The sequence below is a fragment of the Erwinia oleae genome (genome assembly GCF_000770305.1).
GTDB lineage: Bacteria > Pseudomonadota > Gammaproteobacteria > Enterobacterales > Enterobacteriaceae > Erwinia > Erwinia oleae.
Genome location: NZ_JNVB01000063.1, coordinates 1 through 26,204 on the forward strand (window position 1 = coordinate 1; position 26,204 = coordinate 26,204).

General features: G+C 56.1%; 25 protein-coding genes. 13 read left to right on the plus strand and 12 right to left on the minus strand.

Annotated features, from left to right (window positions below; genetic code table 11):
• The 5 genes from GS12_RS17590 to gabT all read right to left on the minus strand — a co-directional run.
• A partial coding sequence (locus GS12_RS17590; RefSeq protein WP_034949283.1) for a DUF72 domain-containing protein occupies positions 1-570 on the minus strand: 570 nt, incomplete at its 3' end.
• Between the two features lie 120 nt (positions 571-690).
• Entirely contained in the window at positions 691-1,461 is a 771-nt protein-coding gene (locus GS12_RS17595) for a cyclase family protein (RefSeq protein WP_084089762.1), read from the minus strand.
• A gap of 1 nt (position 1,462) precedes the next feature.
• Positions 1,463-2,812 (minus strand): MFS transporter, encoded by a 1,350-nt coding sequence (locus GS12_RS17600; protein ID WP_034949261.1) that lies wholly within the window; start codon positions 2,810-2,812, stop codon positions 1,463-1,465.
• A gap of 400 nt (positions 2,813-3,212) precedes the next feature.
• Positions 3,213-4,628, minus strand: a complete 1,416-nt coding sequence (gene gabP / locus GS12_RS17605) for a GABA permease (RefSeq protein ID WP_034915431.1) — start codon at positions 4,626-4,628, stop codon at positions 3,213-3,215.
• Positions 4,629-4,710: 82 nt separating this feature from the next.
• On the minus strand, positions 4,711-5,997 hold the full coding sequence (gabT, locus tag GS12_RS17610) for a 4-aminobutyrate--2-oxoglutarate transaminase (protein ID WP_034949263.1): 1,287 nt from the start codon (positions 5,995-5,997) through the stop codon (positions 4,711-4,713).
• Positions 5,998-6,107: 110 nt separating this feature from the next.
• On the opposite strand from gabT, the gene pdxR reads away from it, so the two are divergent.
• Entirely contained in the window at positions 6,108-7,637 is a 1,530-nt protein-coding gene (pdxR, locus tag GS12_RS17615; RefSeq protein WP_052118518.1) for a MocR-like pyridoxine biosynthesis transcription factor PdxR, read from the plus strand.
• A 98-nt stretch (positions 7,638-7,735) separates the two neighbouring features.
• Here the strand turns inward: pdxR and GS12_RS17620 are convergent, their stop codons facing one another.
• A complete protein-coding gene (locus tag GS12_RS17620; protein WP_034949265.1) occupies positions 7,736-8,299 on the minus strand; it encodes a hydrolase in 564 nt (187 codons plus the stop codon).
• A 269-nt stretch (positions 8,300-8,568) separates the two neighbouring features.
• Between GS12_RS17620 and aspS the strand changes: the two genes are divergently transcribed.
• The 6 genes from aspS to ruvB all read left to right on the plus strand — a co-directional run bounded on the left by aspS (position 8,569) and on the right by ruvB (position 13,916).
• On the plus strand, positions 8,569-10,368 hold the full coding sequence (gene aspS / locus GS12_RS17625) for an aspartate--tRNA ligase (RefSeq protein ID WP_034949267.1): 1,800 nt from the start codon (positions 8,569-8,571) through the stop codon (positions 10,366-10,368).
• Positions 10,369-10,803, plus strand: coding sequence for a dihydroneopterin triphosphate diphosphatase (gene nudB, locus GS12_RS17630; RefSeq protein WP_034949269.1), 435 nt, complete (start codon positions 10,369-10,371; stop codon positions 10,801-10,803).
• 100 nt (positions 10,804-10,903) lie between these two features.
• Positions 10,904-11,647, plus strand: a complete 744-nt coding sequence (locus GS12_RS17635; protein WP_034949271.1) for a YebC/PmpR family DNA-binding transcriptional regulator — start codon at positions 10,904-10,906, stop codon at positions 11,645-11,647.
• A 43-nt stretch (positions 11,648-11,690) separates the two neighbouring features.
• Positions 11,691-12,215 carry a crossover junction endodeoxyribonuclease RuvC gene (gene ruvC / locus GS12_RS17640; RefSeq protein ID WP_034915417.1) on the plus strand — a complete coding sequence of 175 codons (525 nt, stop codon included), beginning with the start codon at positions 11,691-11,693 and terminating at the stop codon, positions 12,213-12,215.
• Between the two features lie 70 nt (positions 12,216-12,285).
• Positions 12,286-12,903 carry a Holliday junction branch migration protein RuvA gene (ruvA, locus tag GS12_RS17645; protein WP_034915411.1) on the plus strand — a complete coding sequence of 206 codons (618 nt, stop codon included), beginning with the start codon at positions 12,286-12,288 and terminating at the stop codon, positions 12,901-12,903.
• Positions 12,904-12,911: 8 nt separating this feature from the next.
• On the plus strand, positions 12,912-13,916 hold the full coding sequence (gene ruvB, locus GS12_RS17650) for a Holliday junction branch migration DNA helicase RuvB (protein WP_034915409.1): 1,005 nt from the start codon (positions 12,912-12,914) through the stop codon (positions 13,914-13,916).
• A gap of 49 nt (positions 13,917-13,965) precedes the next feature.
• On the opposite strand, the gene znuB is transcribed toward ruvB, so the two are convergent.
• Together znuB and znuC are read right to left on the minus strand one after the other, a co-directional pair.
• Positions 13,966-14,751, minus strand: a complete 786-nt coding sequence (znuB, locus tag GS12_RS17655) for a zinc ABC transporter permease subunit ZnuB (RefSeq protein WP_034915408.1) — start codon at positions 14,749-14,751, stop codon at positions 13,966-13,968.
• Positions 14,748-15,500 carry a zinc ABC transporter ATP-binding protein ZnuC gene (gene znuC / locus GS12_RS17660; protein ID WP_034949273.1) on the minus strand — a complete coding sequence of 251 codons (753 nt, stop codon included), beginning with the start codon at positions 15,498-15,500 and terminating at the stop codon, positions 14,748-14,750. Before znuC ends, znuB begins: the two co-directional genes overlap by 4 nt.
• A 77-nt stretch (positions 15,501-15,577) precedes the next feature.
• On the opposite strand from znuC, the gene znuA reads away from it, so the two are divergent.
• From znuA to lpxM, 3 genes are all read left to right on the plus strand, one after another.
• Complete coding sequence (gene znuA, locus GS12_RS17665; protein WP_034949274.1) at positions 15,578-16,525, plus strand: zinc ABC transporter substrate-binding protein ZnuA; 948 nt, start codon at positions 15,578-15,580, stop codon at positions 16,523-16,525.
• 13 nt (positions 16,526-16,538) lie between these two features.
• Positions 16,539-17,864, plus strand: a complete 1,326-nt coding sequence (gene mepM, locus GS12_RS17670) for a murein DD-endopeptidase MepM (protein WP_034915398.1) — start codon at positions 16,539-16,541, stop codon at positions 17,862-17,864.
• Between the two features lie 131 nt (positions 17,865-17,995).
• Positions 17,996-18,964, plus strand: a complete 969-nt coding sequence (gene lpxM / locus GS12_RS17675; protein WP_034915396.1) for a lauroyl-Kdo(2)-lipid IV(A) myristoyltransferase — start codon at positions 17,996-17,998, stop codon at positions 18,962-18,964.
• 34 nt (positions 18,965-18,998) lie between these two features.
• Here the strand turns inward: lpxM and pyk are convergent, their stop codons facing one another.
• Both pyk and GS12_RS17685 read right to left on the minus strand, forming a co-directional pair.
• A complete protein-coding gene (gene pyk, locus GS12_RS17680) occupies positions 18,999-20,441 on the minus strand; it encodes a pyruvate kinase (RefSeq protein ID WP_034949276.1) in 1,443 nt (480 codons plus the stop codon).
• A 106-nt stretch (positions 20,442-20,547) separates the two neighbouring features.
• Positions 20,548-21,408, minus strand: coding sequence for a MurR/RpiR family transcriptional regulator (locus GS12_RS17685; RefSeq protein ID WP_034949277.1), 861 nt, complete (start codon positions 21,406-21,408; stop codon positions 20,548-20,550).
• A 372-nt stretch (positions 21,409-21,780) separates the two neighbouring features.
• Between GS12_RS17685 and zwf the strand changes: the two genes are divergently transcribed.
• Complete coding sequence (gene zwf / locus GS12_RS17690; RefSeq protein WP_034915388.1) at positions 21,781-23,256, plus strand: glucose-6-phosphate dehydrogenase; 1,476 nt, start codon at positions 21,781-21,783, stop codon at positions 23,254-23,256.
• A 202-nt stretch (positions 23,257-23,458) separates the two neighbouring features.
• A complete protein-coding gene (locus GS12_RS17695; protein ID WP_034949278.1) occupies positions 23,459-24,097 on the plus strand; it encodes a bifunctional 4-hydroxy-2-oxoglutarate aldolase/2-dehydro-3-deoxy-phosphogluconate aldolase in 639 nt (212 codons plus the stop codon).
• A gap of 42 nt (positions 24,098-24,139) precedes the next feature.
• Here the strand turns inward: GS12_RS17695 and purT are convergent, their stop codons facing one another.
• Positions 24,140-25,318 carry a formate-dependent phosphoribosylglycinamide formyltransferase gene (purT, locus tag GS12_RS17700; protein ID WP_034915384.1) on the minus strand — a complete coding sequence of 393 codons (1,179 nt, stop codon included), beginning with the start codon at positions 25,316-25,318 and terminating at the stop codon, positions 24,140-24,142.
• A 135-nt stretch (positions 25,319-25,453) separates the two neighbouring features.
• Here purT and GS12_RS17705 point away from each other — a divergent pair, with 135 nt between their 5' ends.
• Positions 25,454-25,873, plus strand: coding sequence for a YebG family protein (locus GS12_RS17705; RefSeq protein ID WP_034949279.1), 420 nt, complete (start codon positions 25,454-25,456; stop codon positions 25,871-25,873).
• Positions 25,874-25,911: 38 nt separating this feature from the next.
• On the opposite strand, the gene GS12_RS24660 is transcribed toward GS12_RS17705, so the two are convergent.
• Positions 25,912-26,204 (minus strand): TIM barrel protein (locus tag GS12_RS24660; RefSeq protein WP_034949281.1); only part of this gene is annotated, 293 nt, incomplete at its 5' end.

Genomic DNA, 26,204 nt, shown 5'->3' on the forward strand with positions numbered 1-26,204 from the left:
GTGCACCGGCAGATGCGGTTTTTTACGCTGTGCTTCAATCACCGCAGGCGTGGCGGGTACGGCCGAATGCACGCCGCGCGTGTCGAGGATCACCCGATTGATGCCGCGCTGATGCAGACCCTGATTTAACGCACGCTCGGCGTCGCCTTTGGCAAAAAACTCAGGATGACGCACCTCCACACCGTAACTGAAGGCCTCTGGCAAACCATCCAGAAATGCCCACAGCGCGGGGAGATGGTCGGGACCAAACACGGGCGGCAGCTGAAGCCAGTATTGGCCGATGCGCTCCGCCAGCGGTGCAAGCAGGGCAAAGAATTCAGCGGTCAGCGCGTCACAATTGCGCAGCATGGCCTGATGACTGATGGTCGCGGGAAACTTAAAGCAGAAACGGAAGTTGTCATCGGTCATATCGCGCCAGCGTTGAACAATTTCCGGTTTTGGCAGGGCGTAAAGCGTGGTGTTGCCTTCAACGCAGTTAAAGTACTGCGCGTAATCAGCCAGCGTCACTATTCCCCGTTTTTTCCATTGCGGATGTTGCCACTGCGGCAGTCCAAGGTAAAAAGGCTTCACGGTCATCCGTCCTGAGCTGAAATGATCCGGAAAATGTAGCGGTCAAACCGTATCAGCGCAATGGAAGAAATAGTGGATCTCTTTCGTAATGCGCTAAACACTGCTGTATCAGCAAACATATTATGCGGTTTCCGCAGGCCGCGGGTTGACCTCAACACTAAAAGCGCCATGGCCGTTCTGCTCCGCCTGAAGCGGTGATTCCAGCAGCGCCACCGCCCTTATTGGCGAGGCGGACGCCCCTTTAATTCTGAGTGGCAGCGCCATAAAGACGAACTCAGAAGGGAGATTTTCCAGATTGGCGAGATTCTCAACGATCAGGCAGTCAGAACCTAATACAGCAAAATGCGCGGGATGTGCGTCATTGCTGTATCTGTCCAACGACATAGCATCCGTTCCTAATACCGTTACCCCTTTTTCAATCAGGTAATTTGCGCCTTCTCCCGAGAGTCCTGGCCAGTTTTGCAGAAAGCCGGCGTGATGAGGACGACAACGCCATTTTTTGTCATATCCCGTTCGAAAAATCACAATATCACCGGCAACGATCTCTCCTTTATCCGCTTCCCATGCCTGAATCATATGAACGGTAATATCACTGTCCTCTGCCAGGCAGGACATGTCCAGGCAGCGGCCCCGGCCGATTAACTGGCGCGCATCAATCTGTTCGACCGTTTTACCGCCCTCAATAAAGTGCGCTGGCGCATCCACATGGGTGCCGCAGTGGTCGCCAAGGCTCAACTGACAGTTATAGTTACCATCGCCTGCGCTGTAATCCTCCGCATGGCTACAGAAAAACTTCCCATGCCCGGGCCAGACCGGCATAAGTTCTTCATACGCATGATTGAGTTCAATAAGGGTACATTGACGGAATAAGCTGATCAGATCACGGGTCATATCAGGCCTTTTTGAAGATGACAGTTTCTTTAATAAACCACAAAGGGAGACAGGAAATGAGCAGTACGGCGACAATCACCAGGTAATGTACGGTGAAGCCAAACGTGTGAATAATCCAGCCACTGACCGGCGCCACCAGAATCCCGGCGATACCGACAGCCAGGCCTATCATCAGGCCCATACTTGACGCGGCTGCACGAGGAGAAGAGTCAATGAGCAAGGCATACGCGACTGGGTAGGGTGAGTTACGAAACAGCCCCCAAAAGATCAGGATCGCCCAGCCTGATACAGCAGAATGGATCGCTATGCATAGCGCAGCGGCGAAGACCCAGCCCGCCAGAATGATGACCAGTGAACGCTTACGCCCTTTAACGTCTGAGAAACTCCCCCACAGAATCTGACCAATCCAGCCGGTAATCCCGGATGCGCCGGAAATTATCGCTGCGGTTGACAGATCAAGCCCGACGTCGCGCGTTAGCTGCAACGTCAGGAAGTTCGCGATCCCCATCTCAGCCCAGGTAAAGCCAAAAATCAACAGAATGGCCATCTGACAGTTACGGTTTTTCAGACAGGAAGCGGCGTTAGTCCACAGGGATGCGTGTTCAACCGTATGTTGCAGGGACGCGCTAACGGGCGGCGTCAGTCCGTTTTCAACTATCCAGTTATTGACCTTCTGATGATTCTTGCGCGTACCGATGATGAGCTGCGCTATCAGTATCATTAAACCAATAAGTGGAATAAACAGGAACGCCTCGCGCCAGGTCGCAAATGCCAGAATTGCGGCGATCAGAACAGGGCCAATGAACTGTCCCATTGGAAAGCCGGTATGGTGTACGCCAATGGCAAACCCGCGGTTCTCTTTCTGCCACCACTCACCCAGCAATGCGACATTGATCGGTTCCGATCCGCCTGTTCCCATGCCCATTGCGACTCTGAGAGCCTGAAACGCGCCCAGCGATTTGCAAAATGCTGTCGCCACGCCTGAGACGATCTCAACCAACACGGCCACGCACCAGCTATAACAACGTTTATGTCCGGTTCCTACCCAGTCGGAAAATAAGCCGAAAAGGACTGCACCGGTTAAGGTGCCGACAAAACTCAATGAATTGAGCCATCCAGCCTGCACTTCGGTCAGATTGAACGACGTCATAATCGCAGGAAGTAACGTGGGCAGAATAATCCTGTCGATAGAGTTCATGAGGATCGCGAGGGTAGTAATCACGAGCATCCACCAGGAAAGAGGATGCGCACGCGGTAAAAAGCGAAACAGGCCGCGTCGATGAACAGCATTCCGGCCGGAATGAGGCGCTTTGGCCGGTTTTTGCGACAGTTCTGATGAGGGAAGGGTCATATCCGGTGCCTTTAAAAGTTGTGGTTATCTGCCGCCTTGTCCTGCCAGGATCAAACAGGCCGCACGTTTTTTTTATTTTTCTGTCATGCCGATGAAATTCAGATTTAGAACAAAAAACAAACATACTGTTAACTTAATTCCCAAGATTACTACCATACAAGTCGGCTTCTGCCGTTTCTGGATCCCGATCACAAACGAACGGAGAAAAGAGGAAAAAAGCCCATTGCAGGTCACACTTTGCCTGATGAATGTGACCAGACGCGTTTAATTAGGTGGGACGGGAAATGACTGGCGACAAAATGTTACGCGGGCGGGCATGACAGACGGGATGTTCACGGGAAATGCGGACAGGGACGCCTTTCAGTAAAACAACATGCGGCCGCGCCGCATGTAGGTCAGGTCAGGAGTTTTCTGAGGAGTGAACGGCAGAGAAGCGAGCTTTCTGTTGCTTACTCTTTTTACGCGGCACCACCAGGCTGGCGGCGATAATCGCCAACGTCAGACCACCGGTCGCCAGCAGCTCGACCTGATGCTCAGCGTTGAAGAGCATGGAAACCAGCACGGTAATGATAAACAGTATGGTAATCCAGGTCAGACCGGGAAACAGCCACATGCGATAACTCAGTTTTTCGCCTGCTTTCTCACGCTTTTTACGCAGCACCAGATGCGAGGCGGCAATGACCAGGTAGACCAGCAGCGCGATGGCGCCGGAACTCGCCAGCAGAAATTCAAACACCACGCTGGGCGCCAGATAGTTAGCAATAACCGCGACGAAAGCGGCAGCGGTGGAGAGCAGCACCGCAATCCACGGCGTACCGCTGCGGTTCGTACGGGACGCCGCCGCAGGCGCATCCTTCCGGCGCGACAGCGAATAGAGCATGCGTGAAGAGGTATAGAGCGCTGAGTTAAGACAGCTGCACACCGCCATCAGCACCACAATATCCACGATCAGCCTGGCGTGCGGAACATTCATCGCCTGAAGCACGGTCTGGTAGGAGCCATGCTCAACCAGCGCCGGCGAATTCCACGGCACCAGAGCCACCACAAAGAAAATCGACAGCAGGTAGAACAGCGCGATACGCCAGATAACCGAATTGGTGGCCTGGGTGATCTGCCTGCCCGGGTTTTTCGATTCGGCGGCGGCGATCGTGACAATCTCGGTGCCCATAAACGAAAACATGGTGGTCAAAATCGCAGCCATCACTTTACCCATGCCGTTGGGCATAAAGCCTTGCGTATCGTAGAGATGCTGAAGGCCGCTGGTGCTGCTGCCAGGCATAAAACCGGAAACGGCCAGGGCGCCTGCACACAGAAAAGCGACTATTGCCACGACCTTGATCAGCGCGAACCAGAATTCAAACTCGCCATAGTTTTTCACACTCAGCAGATTGGTGAGGGTTAAAACAAGCGTAATGGCGAGAGTGAACTGCCAGATGGCAACCTGCGGGAACCAGGCGTGCAGGATGGTGCCGGCTGCATTCGCCTCCAGCGGAATGACCAGCACCCAAAACCACCAGTAGAGCCAGCCGATAGTGAATCCTGCCCAGCGGCCCAGCGCTTTATCGGCATAAGTGGAGAAAGAACCGGAATCGGGCAGGGCGACCGCCATTTCGGCCAGCATGCGCATAATTAACACCACCAGCGCGCCGGCGGCGGCGTAGGCGATAAGCACCGCCGGGCCCGCTTCGGAAATCGCGTGGCCAGAGCCGACAAACAGGCCAGCGCCAATTACGCCCGCAATAGACAGCATGCGCACATGGCGCGGCTTCAGATTTTGTGCCAGTGCATCTTCATTCGCAGTCTGTATTGTCGTCATCAGAACGTCTCCAGAATGGTTTTCGGGCTTTTGTGTCCGGGGCGAGCAAGGGAATGGGCTCGCCGCAGCGAGCCGGGGAAGGTCAGGCCGTGACGGCGTTTTTTTCGACGTCAGCGGCGCAGTCGTTCAGTACCGACGTCAAAATGTCCAGCGCCTGGTGAAACTGCTGGTCAGGAATGGTCAGCGGATAAAGAAAACGGATGACGTTGCCTTTTGCGCCGCAGGTCAGCAACAACAGTCCGTTCTCCATCGCCTTTTTCTGTATCGCCTGCGCGATGGCTGCCTGAGTAAATTCAACGGCGACCATCGACCCTAACGCGCGTACATCGGCGATCGCGGGACACTGCTTGCGATAGTCCTGAAGCCAGGCATCGAGCCTGCCGCCAAGTTCTGCGGCACGCGCGCAGAGCTGTTCCTCTTCGATGACGTCCAGTACCGCATGCGCCGCAGCAATCGCCAGTGGATTGCCGGCATAGGTGCCGCCGAGACCGCCCGGCGCTGGCGCATCCATCACCTCTGCGCGCCCCGATACGGCAGAGAGCGGCATCCCGCCCGCCAGACTTTTGGCCATGGTGATCAGATCTGCTTTCACCGGATAGTGCTCCATGGCGAACAGCTTGCCGGTGCGGGCGAAACCGCTCTGCACCTCGTCGGCAATCAGCAGAATGCCGTAGCGATCGGCCAGTTCACGCAGTTTGACCATAAACGCAGCCGGCGCCGCGTGGAAACCGCCTTCGCCCTGCACCGGCTCCAGCACGATAGCGGCGACGTCCTGCGGAGCGATGTCCTGAGTGAAAATAGCGTCGAGACTGTCCAGTGCCGCATCAATACTGATGCCCTGTATCGCGCTGGGGTAGCGCGCATGAAACACCGAGGCCGGCATCGGGCCAAAATCACGTTTATAGGGCGCGATCTTGCCGGTCATCGCCATGGTCATCAGGGTGCGGCCGTGAAAGGAGTTGCCAAAGGCGATCACGCCATGGCGGTGGGTATAAGCACGGGCGATTTTAACAGCATTTTCTACCGACTCTGCGCCGGTGGTGAAGAAGGCGGTTTTAGCCGGACCCGCCACGGGTACCCGCTGATTGATGCGTTCCGCCAGCGCAACGTAGCTTTCGTACGGCGTGATTTGGAACGCGGTATGGGTAAATTTCGTTAATTGAGCGGCTACCGCCTGTTCAATGCGCGGATGGCGGTGGCCGGTATTGAGCACCGCGATGCCGCCCGCGAAGTCAATCCAGCTGTTGCCCTCGTTATCCCACAGGGTGGCGTTTTCCGCCCGCGCCACATACCAGTCACACAGCGTGCCGGTGCCGCGGGGCAAAGCCTGTGCCTTGCGCTGCTGCATCGGAATATGTTGTTCGCTCATCTCATCCACCTCGCTCATATGCTTATTTACAATTCACGACAAACGCTTTTATTTACGCGTGTGAAGAGGTAAGTTGCCAGAGCCAATTTCAGAGAGAGGGATGGTGCCAATTGCAGCTGATTTATGCCGATCACTTACTAGAACGATTACAGTTTTTGCAGAGTGGTTCGTTGCAGCAGCGGCTGCTGACCTGCATGCAGGGTGCAATCATAGAGGGCATTTTTCCGCGCGGCGGGCGCTTGCCGCCAACGCGCGACATGGCGCGTGAGCTTAAGGTCTCGCGGAATACCGTACTGCATGTTTATGAAAATCTGATGGCGCAGGGTTATGTAACGGCGCGCACCGGCAGCGGCACCAGGGTTGCGGAGACGCTGCCGGAGATCTGCCTGCAAAGCCACGCTATCGATCTGCTACCACCTGTCGCCACGCCGCTGCCGGCCACGCTGTCAAAACGCGGCGCTACGCTGTTAGGGCACGCTACGGCGTCTCCCTGGCAGTGGGGCGCATTTGTCCCCGGCGCGCCCGACGTTACCGAGTTTCCACATAAACTTTTTAGTCAGATTCAGGCCCGGCTGAATCGCGATCCGGATGTTCATCGGCTGGTGTACAGCAGCGGCGGCGGCTGCCCGGATCTCCGCCATGCGCTGGTGGAGTATCTGCGTGTGGCACGCTCGGTTAAGGCCGACGCCGATCAGATCCTGATCACGGAAGGGGTGCATCAGGCGGTCGATCTGGTCACCTGCGTGCTCTGCGACCCGGGTGATGATGTCTGGATGGAGGAGCCGGGTTACTGGGGAACGCGTAACCTCCTGCGTAAGAACGGCCTCAAAATCCGCGCAATGTCGGTGGATGATGAAGGTATCGTGCCGGCGTCGGGGCCGCCGCCCAGAATGGTTTTTGTGACACCGTCACATCAATATCCGTTGGGCGCCCACCTCAGTCTGGCAAGACGCAAAGCGCTGATATCGCTGGCGCGGCGTCACCAAAGCTGGATTATTGAAGATGATTACGACAGCGAATTTCGCTTCTCTGGTCAACCTTATCCCTCGTTGCAAGGGCTGGAAGCCGATGCGCCGGTGATTTACATGGGCACCTTCAGCAAGACGCTCTACCCGGCACTGCGAATTGGCTACATGGTGGTGCCGAAGATGCTGGCCGAACCGCTGCGCATCGCTGCCGCAGAGCTTTATCGCGGCGGGCACCTGCTGATCCAGCGCGCGCTGGCAGAGTTTATACGTCAGGGACACTACATGGACCATATCCGGCGGATGCGTTTGCTTTACGGCCAGCGGCGGCAGTTTTTATGCAAACTGATTGAGCGCTATCTGGGGCCGTCTTTTTTGCCGCCGGTAAACCATGAAGCCGGGTTACATCTGGTGCTGCGGCTGCCATCCGGCTGTGACGATGTCGCTATTGCCGCACAGGCTTTGAAGCGCGGCGTCAAGGTACGACCGCTGTCGCAATACTATATGCATCAGCAGACCGCGCGCGGTTTGCTGCTCGGTTACGCCTGCGTAAATGAACGGCAGTGTCAGGATGCGTTCGGCGTACTCAAAGGCTGTTTGATTGCGGCGGGCATTGAGCCTGATGCGCAGGAAAAAGCAAACGACCCGGCCCGCGTTGATACCGACCCGTCCTGACCGGCAGAGGCGGCTCCGGTTTGCTGCACAGGGCGGCAGACAGACTTTATCTCAATGTCACCTGCCGCCTCTGTCACGACTGACCAGTCGGTATGGCATTAAAATGCAGCAAGGATCTCTGACGACTGCCTCACGCGTCCCAGCCGGGGGAAAATATGGGTGAAGCTGCCGTTATGCTCTTCAGTGCTGCCCGCGCTGCAAATGTCTTCTGCGATCACCAGGTTAAAACCCAGCTCCCAGGCATTGCGTGCGGTAGACTCCACGCCAATATTAGTCGAGATGCCGCCAAGCACGATGGTATCCACACCACGGCGGCGCAGCTGTAGCTCCAGATCGGTGCCGTAAAACGCGCCCCACTGACGTTTTGTCACTTTGATATCCTGCGGCTGCATCCCCAGCGCAGGCGGATAGTCCCACCAGTTATCCGGCAGCGCGCCGCTGTGGCTGCTGTCCACCGGCTGTTTAAGCGCATCGCCAAAATCCGCAGACCAGCCGACGTGTACCAGCACCACCGGCGCATTCACCGACCTGAATTTTTCCGCAAGCGTTGCTGCACGCGCAACAACGTCGGCAGCCTGATAAGGGCCGCGAGCGAAGGGCAAAATCCCTTCCTGAAGATCGATAAGCACGAGCGCGGTTGAAGCGGCATTAAGTTGCAACATAGTTTCTCCGTTAACAGCGAAATCGTTGAGATTACAGATATTCCATGACGAAAGGCGATAAGATCAATGTTCGAAAAGCGTGAAATTTGTTAGCGTTTGTGAGAACAGCCCGTCTGGCGAACTTTTTTGACGTTAATTCGACGCCGGGATGCGGCGGCGGCACTTATCGCGTCGGGCTTTTTCCATTATAATGGCCGCCATTTTTCGCGACGGCATGGCGCTGCAAGGCACCGGCCGCGCGTAAGCGGCGAAGTTTAAAGGATATCGTTATGCGTACTGAGTATTGCGGACAGCTCAATCTGTCTCACGTAGGCCAGCAAGTGACACTGTGCGGTTGGGTCAATCGCCGCCGCGACCTGGGCAGCCTGATCTTTATCGATATGCGCGACCGTGAAGGTATCGTGCAGGTATTTTTCGATCCCGATCGTCAGGATGCCTTCAAACTGGCCTCTGAACTGCGTAACGAATTTTGCGTGCAGATAACCGGCACCGTGCGCGCGCGTGACGACAAGAACCGCAACAGCGACATGGCGACCGGCGAAATCGAAGTTTTTGCTACCGATCTGACGATTATCAATCGCGCTGAGCCGCTGCCGCTCGACGCCAATCAGGTCAATACCGAAGAAGCGCGCCTGAAGTATCGCTATCTTGATCTGCGTCGCCCGGAGATGGCGCAACGCCTGAAATCCCGCGCCAAAATTACCAGCTTCGTACGTCGCTTTATGGACGACAACGGCTTTTTAGACATCGAAACACCGATGCTGACCAAGGCCACGCCGGAGGGCGCAAGGGATTATCTGGTGCCGAGCCGCGTGCATAAAGGTAAGTTCTATGCGCTGCCGCAGTCGCCTCAGTTGTTTAAACAGCTGCTGATGATGTCCGGCTTCGATCGCTATTATCAAATCGTTAAGTGCTTCCGCGATGAAGATTTGCGCGCCGATCGCCAGCCTGAATTCACTCAGATCGACGTTGAAACCTCTTTCATGACCGCGCCGCAGGTGCAGGCGATCATGGAGCGGCTGGTGCGCGAACTGTGGCTGGACGTGAAAGGCGTTGAGCTGGGTGACTTCCCGCAGATGACCTTTGAAGAAGCGATGCGGCGCTACGGTTCCGATAAGCCGGATTTGCGGAATCCGATGGAGCTGGTAGACGTGGCCGACCTGCTGAAAACGGTCGAATTTAAAGTTTTCTCCGGCCCGGCCAACGATCCTAAAGGCCGCGTTGCCGCGCTGCGCGTGCCGGGCGGCGCACAGCTCAGTCGTAAGCAGATTGATGAATACGGCAAATTTATTGAAATCTACGGCGCGAAGGGGCTGGCCTATATTAAGGTCAACGAACGTGCAAAAGGCCTTGAAGGTATCACCAGTCCGGTGGCGAAATTCCTCAACGAAGAGATTGTGGAAGCGATGCTTGCACGCACGCAGGCCGCTGACGGCGACATGATCTTCTTCGGCGCGGACAGCGGCAAAGTGGTTTCCGACGCGCTGGGCGCGCTGCGTCTGAAGCTGGGCCGCGACCTGAAAATTACCAATAACGCCGCGTGGGCGCCGCTGTGGGTGGTTGACTTCCCGATGTTTGAAGACGATGGCGAAGGCGGACTGACCGCAATGCACCATCCGTTTACCGCGCCTAAAGCTATGTCGCCGCAGGAACTCGCCGCGCAGCCTGAACAGGCGATCGCCAACGCCTATGACATGGTCATCAACGGCTATGAAGTGGGCGGCGGCTCAGTGCGTATTCATCATGGACAGATGCAGCAAACGGTATTCGGCATTCTTGGCATTAATGAGCAGGAACAGCGTGAGAAGTTCGGCTTCCTGCTCGACGCGCTGAAATTTGGCACGCCGCCGCACGCGGGGCTGGCGTTTGGCCTGGATCGTCTGGTCATGTTGCTGACCGGCACCGATAATATTCGCGACGTTATCGCCTTCCCGAAAACGACCGCGGCCGCCTGTCTGATGACCGAAGCGCCAAGCTTTGCGAATCCCTCTTCGCTGCGCGAGCTGGGCGTTGAGGTAATGGCGAAGTATCAACAGCCGTCTGCTGACGGTTCGTCAGAGAAGGCATAATTGGCCTTCAAACATCCCGTTTCGGTGCTGGTGGTCATTTACGCTGCTGATACCAGGCGGGTACTGATGCTTCAGCGCCGCGACGACACGCATTTCTGGCAGTCGGTCACCGGCAGTCAGGAGCCTGGCGAAACGCTGGCGGAAACGGCGGCGCGTGAGGTGCAGGAAGAGACAGGAATTGACGTCAACGCCGCGCGGCTCACAGTTGTTGACTGCCAGCGTCAGATACAATTCGAAATCTTTCCTCACTTCCGGTATCGCTATGCGCCGGAAGTGACGCACAATGCTGAACACTGGTTCAGTCTGGCGCTCCCTTGTGAGCAGCCGGTGACGCTCAGCGAGCATCTGGCATACCGCTGGATCGCTGCCGCTGACGCCGCACGGCTGACCCGATCCTGGAGCAATCGCCAGGCGATAGAAGAATTTGTACTTTAACGCCCTGGCCCGCTTTGAACAGCAGGCAGAAGGGTTGCAATGAGCGAAACGTGCGGGCTGTCTGCTGGCCCGCACGCTGTTTATCTGGAGACGGAAAATAATGGCTGGACATAGTAAATGGGCAAATACCAAGCACCGCAAAGCGGCGCAGGATGCCAAACGCGGTAAGATTTTTACGAAAATCATTCGCGAACTGGTTACCGCGGCGAAGCTTGGCGGTGGCGACGCAGCGTCTAACCCGCGCCTGCGCGCGGCAATGGATAAGGCGCTGGCGAACAACATGACCCGCGACACCATGAACCGGGCCATCGCGCGCGGCGTGGGCGGCGAAGACGACAGCAACATGGAAACCATCATCTATGAAGGCTACGGCCCCGGCGGCACCGCCGTGATGGTTGAATGCCTGAGCGACAACCGTAATCGCACCGTGTCTGAAGTCCGTCATGCCTTCACCAAAACCGGCGGCAACCTGGGCACCGACGGTTCGGTAGCCTATCTCTTCACCCGTAAAGGCGTGGTTTCTTTCGCGCCGGGTCTGGAAGAAGATACGGTGATGGACGCCGCGCTGGAAGCGGGCGCTGATGATGTCGTTACTTATGATGACGGTGCTATCGACGTGTTCACGCCGTGGGAATCGTTGGGCGACGTTAAGGATGCGCTGGAAGCGGCGGGATTGACGGCGGATAGCGCAGAAGTGTCGATGATCCCCTCTACCAAAGCGGACATGGACGTCGACACGGCGCCGAAGCTGCTGCGGTTGATCGACATGCTGGAAGACTGCGACGACGTGCAGGAGGTTTATCACAACGGTGATATTTCCGACGAGGTGGCGGCGACGCTGTAATGGCGCGCTTTACGCATCACTGTCCTCTGACCGGAGACGCGCGATGACGATCATTTTAGGTATCGATCCGGGATCACGCGTCACCGGTTACGGCGTTATTCGTCAGGTGGGCCGTCAGCTCACCTATCTTGGCAGCGGCTGCATCCGTACCAGCGTGACCGATCTCCCTTCGCGCCTGAAGCTTATTTACGCAGGCGTCAGCGAAATCATCACGCAGTTTCAGCCGGACTTTTTCGCTATCGAGCAGGTCTTTATGGCGAAAAATGCCGATTCGGCGCTGAAGCTGGGCCAGGCGCGCGGCGCGGCAATTGTGGCGGCGGTAAACCGCGACCTGCCGGTGTTTGAGTATGCGGCGCGACAGGTAAAGCAGACCGTGGTCGGCATCGGCAGTGCGGAGAAGAGCCAGGTGCAGCACATGGTGAAAACGCTGCTCAGGCTGGGAGCGAATCCGCAGTCGGATGCCGCCGATGCGCTGGCCATTGCCATTACCCATTGCCACCTCAGTCAAAACGTGGCGCGCATCGGGGAAGGAAAGCTCAATCTTGCGCGCGGACGGCTGCGAACCTGAAGGGCTGGATATTCATCCAGCTTTTTTTATGGTATAACCCCGACACTGTATTGAATGTGAGGAAGCGAATGTGATTGGTCGTTTAAGAGGCATCATCCTGGAAAAACAGCCGCCGCAGGTGCTGCTTGAAGCCAACGGCGTGGGTTATGAAATCCATATGCCAATGACCTGTTTTTATGAGCTTCCGGAACTGAATCACGAAGCGATTATTTTCACCCATTTTGTGGTGCGTGAAGATGCGCAGCTGCTGTTTGGTTTTAACAGCAAGCCGGAACGCGCGCTGTTTCGTGAGCTGATCAAAGTGAACGGCGTCGGGCCAAAACTGGCGCTGGCTATTCTTTCCGGTATGTCCGCCCAGCAGTTTGTCACGGCGGTAGAGCGGGAAGAGATTGCCGCCCTGGTTAAGCTGCCGGGCGTCGGTAAGAAAACCGCCGAGCGTCTGGTGGTGGAGATGAAAGACCGCTTCAAAGGTATGCATGGCGATCTTTTCGCCGCCGACGCGCCGTTTGCGCTGACCAGCGAAGTGCAGCCCGATAACGCGGCAAATGATGCAGAGAGTGAAGCGGTTGCCGCGCTGGTGTCGTTAGGCTATAAACCGCAGGAAGCCAGCCGTATGATAAGCAAAGTCGGCCGCGCTGACGCGGACTGCGAAACGTTGATCCGCGAAGCCCTGCGCGCCGCCATCTGAGGTAAAGCATGATTGAAGCCGATCGCCTGGTATCGCCGGGAACCATCACTGAAGAAGAGGTCATCGACCGCGCAATTCGTCCAAAACTTCTGGCCGAATACGTGGGCCAGCCGGTAGTGCGCGAACAGATGGAGATTTTTATCCAGGCGGCGAAGATGCGCGGCGACGCGCTCGATCATCTGCTGATTTTCGGTCCGCCGGGTCTGGGAAAAACCACCCTGGCGAATATCGTTGCTAACGAAATGGGCGTTAACCTGCGCACGACCTCCGGCCCGGTGCTGGAGAAAGCAGGGGATCTGGCGGCAATGCTCACCAACCTTGAACCCCACGACGTGCTGTTTATTGATGAGATCCACCGCCTTTCGCCGGTAGTGGAAGAGGTGCTCTATCCGGCGATGGAAGATTACCAGCTGGATATCATGATTGGCGAAGGCCCGGCGGCACGCTCCATCAAGCTGGATCTGCCGCCCTTTACGCTGATTGGCGCCACCACGCGCGCCGGTTCGCTGACGTCGCCGCTGCGCGACCGTTTCGGCATCGTCCAGCGACTGGAGTTCTATCGCGTTGAGGATCTTCAGCACATCGTCAGCCGCAGCGCCGCGTGTCTGGGGCTGCCGCTGAGCGTTGAAGGCGCGCTGGAAATCGCCCGCCGTTCGCGCGGTACGCCGCGTATCGCCAACCGTCTGCTGCGTCGCGTACGCGACTTTGCCGACGTGCGCGCCGACGGCAGCCTGAGCGGTGACGTTGCGTCAAGAGCGCTGGACATGTTGAGCGTGGATACCGAAGGCTTCGACTACATGGATCGCAAGCTGTTGCTGGCAATTATCGACAAATTTACCGGCGGCCCGGTCGGGCTGGATAACCTTGCGGCGGCGATTGGCGAAGAGCGGGAAACGATTGAAGACGTGCTGGAGCCGTATCTTATCCAGCAGGGCTTTATTCAGCGTACGCCGCGCGGACGTATGGCCACGCAGCATGCCTATAAGCACTTCGGCATTACCCGCGAAGAGTAATTAAGAAGAATTAAAAACCGGGCCAGGCCCGGTTTTTTTACGTCTGCGCTCAGACGGCAGGTCGTTTTGCCATGCTCAGCAGGAACATCAGTGACGCGCCGAGTACAACCGACGGCCCGGCAGGGGTATCGTACCAGGCGGAGAAGGTCAGGCCTGCGCTCACCGCCAGAATGCCGACGATCACCGCCACGCCTGCCATCTGCTCCGGCGACCGGGCAAAACGGCGGGCAGTTGCCGCAGGAATGATCAGCAGCGAAGTGATGATCAGCGCGCCGACAAACTTCATGGCGACGCCAATGGTCAGCGCGGTAACCAGCATCAGCACCATTTTTGTCCGCTGAATGGACACGCCATCAACCTGCGCCAGCTCCGGGCTGATGGTCATTGATAACAGCGAGCGCCAGTTGAGTGCCAGCACGCCAAGCACCACCACCACGCCCGCGCCAATCGTCCAGAGATCGGCTGGCGTCACGGAAAGCAGGTCGCCAAACAGGTAAGCCATTAAATCAACGCGGACGTTCGACATCAGACTGACCACCACCAGGCCCAGCGACAGCGCGCTGTGCGCCAGAATCCCCAGCAGCGTATCAATAGCCAGGTGCGGACGACGCTCCAGCCAGACCAGCACCAGCGCCAGCAGCAGGGTTACCGCAATCACCGCATAGAATGGACTGACGTTAAGCAGCAGGCCAAAGGCCACGCCAAGCAGCGACGCGTGCGCCAGCGTGTCGCCGAAGTAAGACATCCGTCGCCAGACCACAAACGATCCCAGCGGTCCGGCCGCCAGCGCCAGCAACACCCCGGCCAGCCAGCCGGGTAATAACAATTGAATCACTGATAAGGTCCTCTGCGTAAAACTATACGTCCCTGAAGGTCGTGACGATGGTTATGGTGATGGCGATAGATTGCCAGCTGTTCAGCGCCCTGAGAGCCAAACATAGAGATGAACTCAGGATGTTGTGAAACCGCTTCGGGCGTGCCGGAACAGCAAATATGCTGGTTAAGGCAGAGTACCTCATCGGTTTTCGCCATCACCAGATGCAGATCGTGCGAAACCATCAGTACGCTGCATGCCAGCTCGTGGCGCAGCTGATCGATCAGATCATACAGCGCCACCTGACCGTTAACGTCCACGCCCTGCGTCGGTTCATCCAGTACCAGCAGCTGAGGTTGATTAAGCAGCGCACGGGCCAACAGCACGCGCTGCATTTCGCCACCGGAGAGCTTTTGCAGCGGATAGTCCAGCAGTTGTGCCGCCTGTACGCGTTTCAGCGCCGGTAAGATATCGCCGCGGCTGATGCGACCGCGTAGCAGCATAAAACGCTCAACGGTCAGCGGCAGGGTAGCATCCAGATGGATTTTTTGCGGCACGTAGCCAATGCGTAACTGAGCAGGGCGCTCAATAACGCCATTGTCTGGTTTAATCAGCCCAAGCACGATCCGCACCAGCGTCGATTTGCCCGCGCCGTTAGGGCCAAGCAGCGTTAAAATCCGGCCCGGCTGTAGCGTGAGCGAAACATCGGAAAGAACGCGACGGGATCCGAAACTGACGGAAATTTTATCCAGTCTAATCAATGAGGACATAGTAAATTCAGTTTGCAGAAATTTTAGAATGTTATAATATCACAATCCATCAGCCTATCACGATGGACAGACGCATTATGTTACATAAAAATCGCCCCCTTTTGAGCATGCTAATTTTAGCCGGTTTTGCCGCTTCGCTGGCGCCTGCTGCCCACGCTGCCGTTGTCGCCTCCGTCAAACCGCTGGGCTTCATCGCCGCCGCCATTGCCGACGGGGTTACTCCTGTTGAAGTGTTACTCCCGGACGGCACTTCAGAGCATGATTATTCACTGCGTCCTTCCGACGTTAAACGCTTACAGGGCGCGGATCTCATCGTGTGGGTGGGCCCGGAAATGGAAGCGTTTATGCCAAAAGCGGTCGCGCAATTACCGCCTGAAAAATCACTCGAGCTGTCGGCGCTACCCGCGGTAAAACCGCTATTAATCAAGGGCGGCGACGAGGAAGAGCATGACCATGAAGAGGGCGAAGAAGCGCACGATCATGACCATGAACATCATCATCATGGCGAATATAATATGCACCTGTGGATGTCGCCGGAAATTGCCCGGCAATCGGCGGTTGCAATCCATCAAAAATTATTGGAACTTATGCCGCAAAGCAGAGACAAACTAGACGCAAATCTGCATCACTTTGAGGCAGAATTAGCGTCAGCAGATACGCAAATTGCGTCTCAGCTTGGGCCGGTGCAAGGAAAGGGTTATTTCGTTTTTCACGATGCTTACAGCTACTTTGAAAAATATTTCGGATTGACTCCCGCGGGTCATTTTACCGTTAACCCGGAAATTCAACCCGGCGCTCAGCGTTTACATCATATTCGAACAGAGTTGGTTGAGCACAAGGCCGTTTGCGTCTTTGCTGAGCCACAATTCAGGCCTGCCGTGATCGATGCCGTAGCCAGAGGAACCCGCGTACGTAAAGGAACGCTTGATCCACTGGGTACGAGTATCACTCCGAGCAAAGACAGCTATGTGAAATTCCTCTCACAGTTGTCCAGCCAGTATGCGAGCTGCCTGAAAGGAGATTAGAGGAACTAACTAAGTGCAGCAAATAGCCCGCGCTGTATCTATGGCGTTTAATACACTGCCGCGAGCCCATCGCATCATGCTGGGTTCGCTGACCGTTGTCACGCTGGCCGTCTCTGTCTGGCGGCCCTACGTTTATCATCCCAGCGATGAAAATCCTGTCGTAAAAAGCATTGAGCTTGAAAAGAGCCAGCTGCGCACGCTGCTTCCTGAAGCCAGCGAGCCCATCGACCAGGACACGCCCGCGCCGGAAGACGATGTGCCAAAGGATGAAATTGATGAAGACGTGCCCAATGAAACCGGCACCCACGATTACGTGGTTTCATCCGGCGATACATTAAGCAGCATTCTTAACCAGTATGGCATTGATATGAGTGATATCAACCAGCTGGTTAAAACCGATAAGGATCTGCGTAACCTGCAAGTGGGGCAGCAGATCTCCTGGACGCTGACCGATGAAGGACAGCTGCAACGACTGTCCTGGGAATCGTCGCGTCGGGAAACGCGTACTTACGATCGTTCAGGAGACGGCTTCAAATCCTCTTCTGAAATGCAGAAAGGCGAGTGGAAAAACAGCGTGCTGGCTGGCACCGTGAACGGCAGCTTCGTGACCAGCGCCAAACAGGCGGGGCTCAGCAGCGGTGAAATTAGCGCGGTGATCAAAGCGCTTCAGTGGCAGATGGACTTCCGCAAGCTGCAAAAAGGCGACAAATTCGCTGTGCTGATGTCCCGCGAAGAGATGAACGGTAAAACGGAGCAGAGCCAGCTGGCGGGCGTGCGTTTGCAAACCAACGGCAAGGATTATTATGCAATTCGTGCCGAAGACGGCAAATTTTACGATCGCAGCGGTTCCGGGCTGGCTCGCGGCTTTATGCGTTTTCCCACCATCAAGCCCTATCGCGTCTCGTCAAACTTTAACCCGCGCCGCCTGAACCCGGTGACAGGCCGTATTGCGCCGCACAAAGGCGTGGACTTTGCGGTGCCGGTCGGTACGCCGGTACTGGCGATTGGCGATGGCGAAGTGATTGTGTCGAAACGCAGCGGCGCGGCGGGGAACTATGTCGCTATCCGTCACGGGCGGCAGTATATGACGCGCTATATGCACCTCAAAACGCTGCTGGTGAAGCCGGGGCAGAAAGTGAAGCGCGGCGATCGCATTGCGCTGACCGGCAATACAGGGCGCTCTACCGGGCCGCACCTGCACTATGAGGTCTGGATCAACAATCAGGCAGTGAACCCACTCACGGCGAAACTGCCGCGCATGGAAGGGTTGACCGGCAAGGATCGTAGCAGCTACCTGGCTAAGGTGCGTGAGGTAATGCCACAGTTACGTTTTAAATAATCTGTGATGTGCTTTTTTTAAGCCGACGGGGCTGCCCGTCGGCTTTTTCATTTTTATTTTCAGGATGATTGAAGCGTTGCAAAATAGTCCACCGCCACTATCATTAGCCGCTTATTGTCCGAGGCGAATGCATGGAAAACAGCAAAAAAAATAACAGCGAGTTCATACCTGTCTTTAAACGATCGTTTTTATTGCCACGCTACTGGGGAAGCTGGCTGGCCATTGGCGCCTGTATCGGGCTGGCCTGGGTGCCGGCAGGCATTCGCGATCCGCTGCTGGGGGGAATTGGCCGCCTGGCGGGAAAGATGGCGAAAAGCGCGCGGCGTCGTGCGCAAATTAACCTTTTTTACTGCATGCCTGAAAAGTCAGAAGCCGCGCGGGAAAAAATTATTGATGAGATGTTTGCTACCGCGCCGCAGTCCATGGTGATGATGGCGCAACTGGCGGTACGTCCGGCGCACGCCATGCGTCACATCACCTGGCACAATCATGAACTGATTGAGCAGCTGCGCGCTGAAGAGCAGAACGTCATTTTTCTTGTTCCACACGGCTGGGCGATTGATATTCCCGCCATGCTGCTTGCGGCGGAAGGGCATAAGGTTGCGGGCATGTTTCATAATCAACGCAACGAGCTGATTGATTACGTATGGAACACCGCCAGACGGCGCTTTGGCGGCCGTCTTCACCCGCGCAATGACGGCATAAAACCGTTTATCTCCTCGGTTCGTCAGGGCTACTGGGGCTACTATCTGCCCGATGAAGACCACGGCGCAGAGCAAAGCGAATTTGTTGATTTCTTTGCAACCTATAAAGCAACCCTCCCAGCGCTTGGCAGGCTGATGAAGGTGTGTCGCGCGAAAGTGGTGCCGATGTTCCCGGTTTATGACAATAAAACGCACCGGCTGAATATTTACCTGCGAGCGCCTATGGATGATCTGCTGGAAGTGGATGATAAAACGCAGGCGCGGCGGATGAACGAGGAAGTTGAAAATCTGGTGGGGCCGTATCCTGAGCAGTACACCTGGATACTGAAGTTATTGAAAACCCGAAAAGAAGGGGAGATCGAACCCTACCGGCGTAAGGATCTCTACAGGAAATAACAGACGGGTTAGTGGCTCACTAACCCGCCTGATGTTATTCCACCCGCAGTACGCGGCTGGTGTTTGTCGTACCGGTGGTGCTCATCACATCACCCTGGGTAACGATCACCAGATCGCCCGACATCAGAAAGCCTTTGTCGCGCAGCAGCGTGGTGGCGTCATGGGCTGCGGCCACGCCGTCATTATTGCTGTCGAAAAAGACCGGCGTAACGCCACGGTACAGCGCGGTAAGGTTCAGCGTGCGCTCATGACGCGACATAGCGAAAATCGGCAGGCCCGAAGTGATACGCGAGGTCATCAGCGCGGTGCGGCCGGATTCGGTCATGGTGATGATTGCCGTAACACCCTGAAGGTGGTTGGCGGCGTACATCGCCGACATAGCAATCGCCTCTTCAATATTATCGAACTGCACATCCAGACGGTGTTTTGAAACGTTGATGCTGGGGATCTTTTCGGCACCGACGCACACCTTCGCCATCGCGCTGACCGTTTCCGCCGGATACTGACCTGCTGCGGTCTCGGCAGACAGCATCACCGCATCCGTACCGTCGAGCACGGCGTTAGCGACGTCCATCACCTCGGCGCGGGTAGGCATCGGGTTTGTGATCATTGATTCCATCATTTGCGTGGCGGTGATCACGGAACGGTTGAGCTGGCGCGCGCGACGGATCAGCGCTTTCTGAATGCCGACCAGTTCAGGATCGCCAATTTCGACGCCCAAATCGCCCCGCGCGACCATCACCACGTCGCAGGCGAGGATGATGTCATCCATTGCTTCCTGGCTGGCGACCGCTTCCGCGCGCTCGACTTTCGCCACGATTTTCGCATCGCAGCCCGCCTCTTTAGCAAGGCGGCGCGCATAGTTCAGGTCTTCACCGTTACGCGGGAAGGAGACGGCAAGGTAGTCACAGCCGATTTTTGCGGCGGTAAGAATATCGACTTTGTCTTTTTCAGTCAGCGCTTCGGCAGAGAGGCCGCCGCCCAGCTTGTTAATGCCTTTATTGTTGGAAAGCGGGCCGCCGACGGTTACCTCGGTAAACACCTTCATTCCCTGAACTTCCAGCACTTTCAGTTGAACACGGCCATCGTCCAGCAGCAGAATATCGCCCGGCACCACGTCAGCGGGCAGACCTTTATAATCAATGCCAACTTTGTCTTTATCACCTTCGCCTTTACTCAGGCTGGCATCAAGCAGGAAACGGTCGCCCACGCTGAGAAATACTTTGCCTTCTTTGAAGGTAGAAACGCGAATTTTCGGTCCCTGAAGATCGCCTAAGATGGCGACATGGCGGCCAAGTTTTGCGGCGATCTCACGCACTTTATTCGCGCGGAGTTGATGATCTTCTGCGGTGCCATGTGAAAAGTTCAGCCGAACGACGTTTGCACCCGCAGCGATGATTTTTTCGAGATTGTTATCGCGATCGGTGGCGGGGCCGAGTGTCGTCACAATTTTGGTTCTTCTGAGACGTCTTGACATGTATGACTCCGTTGACGTTAAAAGGATGCTGCCGGCGCAGATCCTGAAAAGATGGATTCTATCTTATAAGAAAAGGGGCGAAGGCATCGACCCTTTACGTTGTCGTTCAGTTCGTCGCGCGCGATTCTTTGTCGAATCTCGACTCTTTTAAGGCCGCTTTTACGCGTTTGAGATTGTCACGAAACCGCGCCCCGCGCCGCAGCGTAAAACCGGTCGCCAGCACGTCAATCAACGTAAGCTGGGCCAGCCTTGATACCATTGGCATATAAATATCCGTGTCTTCAGGCACGTCCAGCGTTAACGCCAGCGTGGCACCCTGCGCCAGCGGCGAGCCCGCAGAGGTGATGGCCAGCACGGTGGCGCCATTTTCGCGCGCCAGTCCTGCCAGCTCAACCAGGCTCTTTGTGCGCCCGGTATGGGAGATAAGCACGATAACATCCGTTTCCGCGCTGTTGATGCAGCTCATGCGCTGCATCACAATATCATCGGAATAGATCACCGGCACATTAAAGCGAAAAAATTTATTCATGGCATCGTGCGCCACGGCGGCGGAGGCACCGAGGCCAAAGAACGCGATTTTATTGGACTGGGTGAGAAGATCGACCGCGCGATTTACCGCGCTGACGTCCAGGCTGCTTCTGACGCGATCGAGGCCCGCCATAGCGGATTCAAATATTTTCTCTGAATAGATCTCGACGCTGTCGTTTTCATCGACGTTGCGGGTTACCCAGGGCGTACCGTTCGCCAGGCTTTGCGCCAGCTGGAGTTTAAAATCGGGGAAGCCTTTAGTTCCCATACGATGGCAAAAACGATTGACCGTCGGCTCGCTGACATTGGCTTCTCTGGCCAGCAGCGCAATACTGGAGTGGATTGCCGAAGCGGGTGCGGCAAGGATCGCTTCGGCGACTTTCCGCTCGGATTTGCTCAGCGTTTCAAGCTGAGTCTGAATTTTTTCCTGCATATTCATTACGGCGCCCGCTCATACATTCTGACGATTTCAATCAAAGGAGAAATCGATGTCATTTTGTAGAGAATATACAATGTATTAAACGGCTGCGGGCAGAAGGATCGCTTGTGGCTTTGTCATTTTTTGCCAGAGTTTGATCTGCGTCTGACTTTAATCGTCAACAGGCGGTTTAAAAGCGACGATAAAAACAAGCGCTCGCAATATGGAATAATGCGTTTAAACAGATAACATATTGAATCATCAGTGCTGAAACGGCGCGCTCAGGTTTACGCGAGGCGGGCAAAAGCAGTACATTGTGACGAAAGAAAATTACAAAGAGTCTGGTATCGACGGAATGTACGAGCCAGTTCATCCTGCAATGAGGAGAATCAAATGGCGGTTACACAAACAGCTCAGGCATGCGATCTGGTTATATTTGGTGCCAAGGGCGATCTTGCACGCCGAAAACTGTTGCCTTCGCTCTACCAGTTAGAAAAGGCCGGACAAATTCATGAGGAGTCACGCATCATTGGCGTGGGCCGTGCCGACTGGGATAAAGCCGCTTACACCAAAGTGGTGCGCGAGGCGCTGGAAACCTTCATGAAGGAGAAAATTGACGAAGCGTTGTGGGATAAACTGAGCGGTCGTCTGGACTTCTGTAACCTCGACGTGGATGACACCTCGCATTTTCCAAAACTGGGTAAAATGCTCGATCAGAAAAACCGCGTCACCATCAACTATTTCGCCATGCCGCCGAGCACCTTTGGCGCCATCTGCAAAGGGCTTGGCACTGCCAAACTCAATGCGCAACCCGCGCGCGTGGTGATGGAAAAACCACTGGGCACCTCGCTGGATACGTCACGCGAAATCAACGATCAGGTTGGTGAATATTTCGAAGAGAATCAGGTGTTCCGCATCGACCACTACCTGGGTAAAGAGACGGTGCTCAACCTGCTGGCGCTGCGCTTCGCGAACTCGCTGTTTGCCGCTAACTGGGATAACCGCACCATCGATCACGTACAGATTACCGTGGCCGAAGAGGTGGGGATTGAAGGGCGCTGGGGCTATTTTGATAAAGCCGGCCAGATGCGTGACATGATCCAGAACCACCTGCTCCAGGTGCTGACAATGATTGCGATGTCGCCGCCGGCGGATCTCTCCGCCGATCGTATTCGCGATGAAAAGGTGAAAGTACTGCGTTCGCTGCGCCGCATTGATCACTCCAACGTGCGCGAAAAAACCGTGCGCGGTCAGTACACTTCTGGCTTTGTGCAGGGCAAAAAAGTGCCCGGCTATCTGGAAGAGGAAGATGCCAATAAATCCAGCAGCACCGAAACTTTCGTCTCCATTCGTGTGGATATTGATGACTGGCGCTGGGCTGGCGTGCCGTTCTACCTGCGTACCGGCAAGCGCCTGCCCACCAAATGCTCTGAAGTGGTGGTTTACTTTAAAAATCCTGCGCTGAATCTGTTTAAAGAGTCGTGGCAGGAGCTGCCGCAAAACAAGCTGACCATTCGTCTTCAGCCAGACGAAGGGGTGGATATTCAGATCCTCAATAAAGTGCCGGGGCTGGATCACAAGCACAACCTGCAAACCACCAAGCTGGATTTAAGCTTCTCTGAAACCTTCAACCAGTCGCACCTTGCGGACGCTTATGAACGCCTGCTGCTGGAAACCATGCGCGGCATTCAGGCGCTGTTTGTGCGTCGCGATGAAGTGGAGGAAGCGTGGAAGTGGGTGGACTCCATTATGGACGCGTGGGCATCGGATAAAGAAGCGCCTAAACCGTATCAGGCAGGCACCTGGGGGCCGGTGGCCTCCGTGGCAATGATCACTCGCGACGGTCGTTCCTGGAACGAATTTGAGTGATGATCCGGCATCAACTAACCCGCTTCGGCGGGTTTTTTTATTCCCCCGGGAAAAAACTGAACCGTAGTTTCAAAATATGTTCAATCGCATAGACGTCGGCTCCGGCAATCCTGTATGGTAGAGCCAGTCTGACGCCAGATGCGTCGCTTTTGCCCGTTTGAATCCGCTGAAGGAAGACGGGCCAGACAGGAGAAACAGCTCGATGAGTAACTGGAAAATAAGTGCGGAACAGATTCTGACCACCGGCCCGGTCGTGCCGGTGATCGTGGTCAATAAGCTGGAGCACGCGGTGCCGATGGCAAAAGCGCTGGTGGCCGGCGGCGTGAAAGTGCTGGAAGTGACGCTGCGTACCGCCTGTGCGATGGATGCACTGAAAGCGATGATTAAAGAAGTGCCGGACGCCATTGTGGGCGCCGGTACGGTGCTGAATGCGCAGCAGTTGAAAGAAGTTACCGATGCGGGCGCGCAGTTTGCCATCAGCCCTGGCATCACCGATCCGCTGTTAAAAGCCGCGGTCGATGGCTCAATCCCGCTGATCCCTGGCATCAGCACCGTTTCCGAACTGATGACCGGCATGGACTACGGACTGCGTGAGTTCAAATTCTTTCCTGCCGAAGCGAACGGCGGCGTGAAAGCGCTTCAGGCCATTGCCGGGCCTTTCTCTCAGGTGCGTTTTTGCCCTACCGGCGGCATTTCACCTGCCAACTATCGCGATTACCTGGCGCTGAAAAGCGTGCTGTGCATTGGCGGTTCGTGGCTGGTGCCGGTGGATGCGCTTGAAGCAGGCGACTACGATCGCATTACGCAGCTGGCGAAAGAGGCGATTGCCGGCGCGCGTTAATACGCGAAAACAGGGAAGGCGGCGCCGCCTTCCTTTTTGTATTCAGCCGCTGACCTTCACCTGTGCAGCACTGTTAACCGCGCGCTGCACCGCCTCTTCAACGTTTTCACCCGTCGCCAGCGCAACGCCCATCCTGCGTCGTCCCTGAATGTCAGGCTTGCCGAACAACCGCAGTTGCAGACCGGCGCCAAGCGCTTCCTCAACGTTGCCAAACTGCACATTGTCGCTGTTCAGTTCAGGCAGGATCACCGCAGAGGCAGCCGGGCCGTACTGGCGGATGCCGCCAATCGGCAGGTTAAGAAAAGCGCGCACGTGCAGCGCAAACTCTGAAAGATCCTGCGAAATAAGCGTGACCATGCCGGTATCGTGCGGGCGGGGAGAAACTTCGCTGAACACCACCTCATCGCCGCAGACAAACAGCTCAACGCCAAACAGACCGTAGCCGCCGAGCGCGCTGACGACTTTTTCTGCGATCTGTTGCGCGCGTGACAAGGCGAGACCGCTCATCTGCTGTGGCTGCCAGGATTCGCGATAGTCGCCATCTTCCTGCCGATGCCCGATTGGATCGCAAAAATGGATACCGTCGACGGCACTGATCGTCAGCAGCGTGATTTCAAAATCAAACTTCACCACGCCTTCGACGATCACGCGTCCCGCGCCGGCGCGGCCGCCTTCCTGCGCATACTGCCAGGCAGCGTCAAGCTGCGCGGCGTCGCGAATAAAGCTCTGGCCCTTGCCGGATGAACTCATGACCGGTTTCACGATGCAGGGAAAACCAGTCTCGTTCGCCGCGCGGGTAAAAGCCTGCTGGCTGTCGGCAAACTGGTAAGAAGAGGTGGGCAGCGCCAATTCTTCCGCAGCCAGACGGCGTATGCCTTCACGATTCATGGTCAGACGCGCAGCGCGCGCGGTCGGCACCACGCGCTGGCCCTGTTCCTCCAGCGCAATCAGCATATCGGTGGCGATCGCTTCAATTTCCGGCACGATATAATCAGGACGCTCAAGGGCCACCAGCGTCTTTAACGCCTCGCCGTCGAGCATATTAATAACGTGGCTACGATGCGCCACGTGCATCGCCGGAGCATCGGCATAGCGATCTACGGCGATCACTTCCACACCAAGACGCTGGCATTCCAGCGCAACTTCTTTACCCAGTTCGCCTGAACCTAACAGCATTACGCGAGTTGCGGCGGGGCGCAGCGCGGTTCCAAGAGTCGTCATAGTCTTTACCTGATTGAAAAAATCGCGCGCGCAGTATAAACGAAAACGTTTGCGTCTTCATCTGCTTTGCAGGGTTGAGTTTACCCGTAATGTTCGTTATACTGTATATAAATACAGTTAAATGAGGTGTGCGGAATGGCTGTTGAAATCAAATACGTTGTTGTCAGAAGAGGTGAGGAAAAGATGACCTTTGCCAGTAAAAAAGAAGCGGACGCCTACGACAAAATGCTCGATATGGCAGAAGCGTTCTGCGACTGGCTGGGCGATGCGCCGCTGGAGATGAACGAATCACAGCGCGAAGCGCTGGGTCTGTTCCTGGCGGAACGTAAAGATGACGTACAGCATATTGTGCGCACCAGCAGGGCGCCTGAGCACCCTTCTGACAGGCCGCGTGCTGACCAACCTGATGAGAACGCCAGCAAAAGCGACAGGACTGAAGCCAGCCCGGTAGAAAAAGAAGCTGAACCGGAAGCGGGTGAGGCGTCTGTAAAAGCATCCGACGACCGTCCTGCAAAAGCGAAAAGCGGTGCAGGACGAGCGGCTAAGGCGGCGTGATATCGACTCCGGCGCGGCGCGCGCGTCGGAGAAGCGATTTATTGCGCAAGACAGTTTTTCAGCGCCCGCATCGCCTTTTTTGCGATGTCTGACGGTGGCTGCTGGTGCAGTTCGTCATTAAAGACTTCCAGCCCCAGCGGCCCGTTGTAGCCTTTTTCAGAAAGGCAGCCAAGCAGGGTGCTCAGCGGGAAATTGCCCTCGCCGGGCAGCAGGCGACGATGGCGGGCGGTCTCTGACAGCGCGTCGCTCTCGGGCGTCACGGCCAGGTCGGAAAGCTGCACGAGAAAAATCTTCTCCACGGGTATATTCGCCAGATCGGCAGCGGTGCGCC

Excerpts from the sequence above, each read along its gene's own strand:
- GS12_RS17595 (WP_084089762.1), bottom strand. The coding sequence starts at position 1,461 with ATGACCCGTGATCTGATCAGCTTATTCCGTCAATGTACCCTTATTGAA.
- GS12_RS17600 (WP_034949261.1), bottom strand. The coding sequence starts at position 2,812 with ATGACCCTTCCCTCATCAGAACTGTCGCAAAAACCGGCCAAAGCGCCT.
- gabP (WP_034915431.1), bottom strand. The coding sequence starts at position 4,628 with ATGACGACAATACAGACTGCGAATGAAGATGCACTGGCACAAAATCTG.
- gabT (WP_034949263.1), bottom strand. The coding sequence starts at position 5,997 with ATGAGCGAACAACATATTCCGATGCAGCAGCGCAAGGCACAGGCTTTG.
- GS12_RS17620 (WP_034949265.1), bottom strand. The coding sequence starts at position 8,299 with ATGTTGCAACTTAATGCCGCTTCAACCGCGCTCGTGCTTATCGATCTT.
- aspS (WP_034949267.1), top strand. The coding sequence starts at position 8,569 with ATGCGTACTGAGTATTGCGGACAGCTCAATCTGTCTCACGTAGGCCAG.
- GS12_RS17635 (WP_034949271.1), top strand. The coding sequence starts at position 10,904 with ATGGCTGGACATAGTAAATGGGCAAATACCAAGCACCGCAAAGCGGCG.
- ruvC (WP_034915417.1), top strand. The coding sequence starts at position 11,691 with ATGACGATCATTTTAGGTATCGATCCGGGATCACGCGTCACCGGTTAC.
- ruvB (WP_034915409.1), top strand. The coding sequence starts at position 12,912 with ATGATTGAAGCCGATCGCCTGGTATCGCCGGGAACCATCACTGAAGAA.
- znuC (WP_034949273.1), bottom strand. The coding sequence starts at position 15,500 with ATGTCCTCATTGATTAGACTGGATAAAATTTCCGTCAGTTTCGGATCC.
- znuA (WP_034949274.1), top strand. The coding sequence starts at position 15,578 with ATGTTACATAAAAATCGCCCCCTTTTGAGCATGCTAATTTTAGCCGGT.
- lpxM (WP_034915396.1), top strand. The coding sequence starts at position 17,996 with ATGGAAAACAGCAAAAAAAATAACAGCGAGTTCATACCTGTCTTTAAA.
- pyk (WP_034949276.1), bottom strand. The coding sequence starts at position 20,441 with ATGTCAAGACGTCTCAGAAGAACCAAAATTGTGACGACACTCGGCCCC.
- GS12_RS17685 (WP_034949277.1), bottom strand. The coding sequence starts at position 21,408 with ATGAATATGCAGGAAAAAATTCAGACTCAGCTTGAAACGCTGAGCAAA.
- zwf (WP_034915388.1), top strand. The coding sequence starts at position 21,781 with ATGGCGGTTACACAAACAGCTCAGGCATGCGATCTGGTTATATTTGGT.
- GS12_RS17695 (WP_034949278.1), top strand. The coding sequence starts at position 23,459 with ATGAGTAACTGGAAAATAAGTGCGGAACAGATTCTGACCACCGGCCCG.
- purT (WP_034915384.1), bottom strand. The coding sequence starts at position 25,318 with ATGACGACTCTTGGAACCGCGCTGCGCCCCGCCGCAACTCGCGTAATG.
- GS12_RS17705 (WP_034949279.1), top strand. The coding sequence starts at position 25,454 with ATGGCTGTTGAAATCAAATACGTTGTTGTCAGAAGAGGTGAGGAAAAG.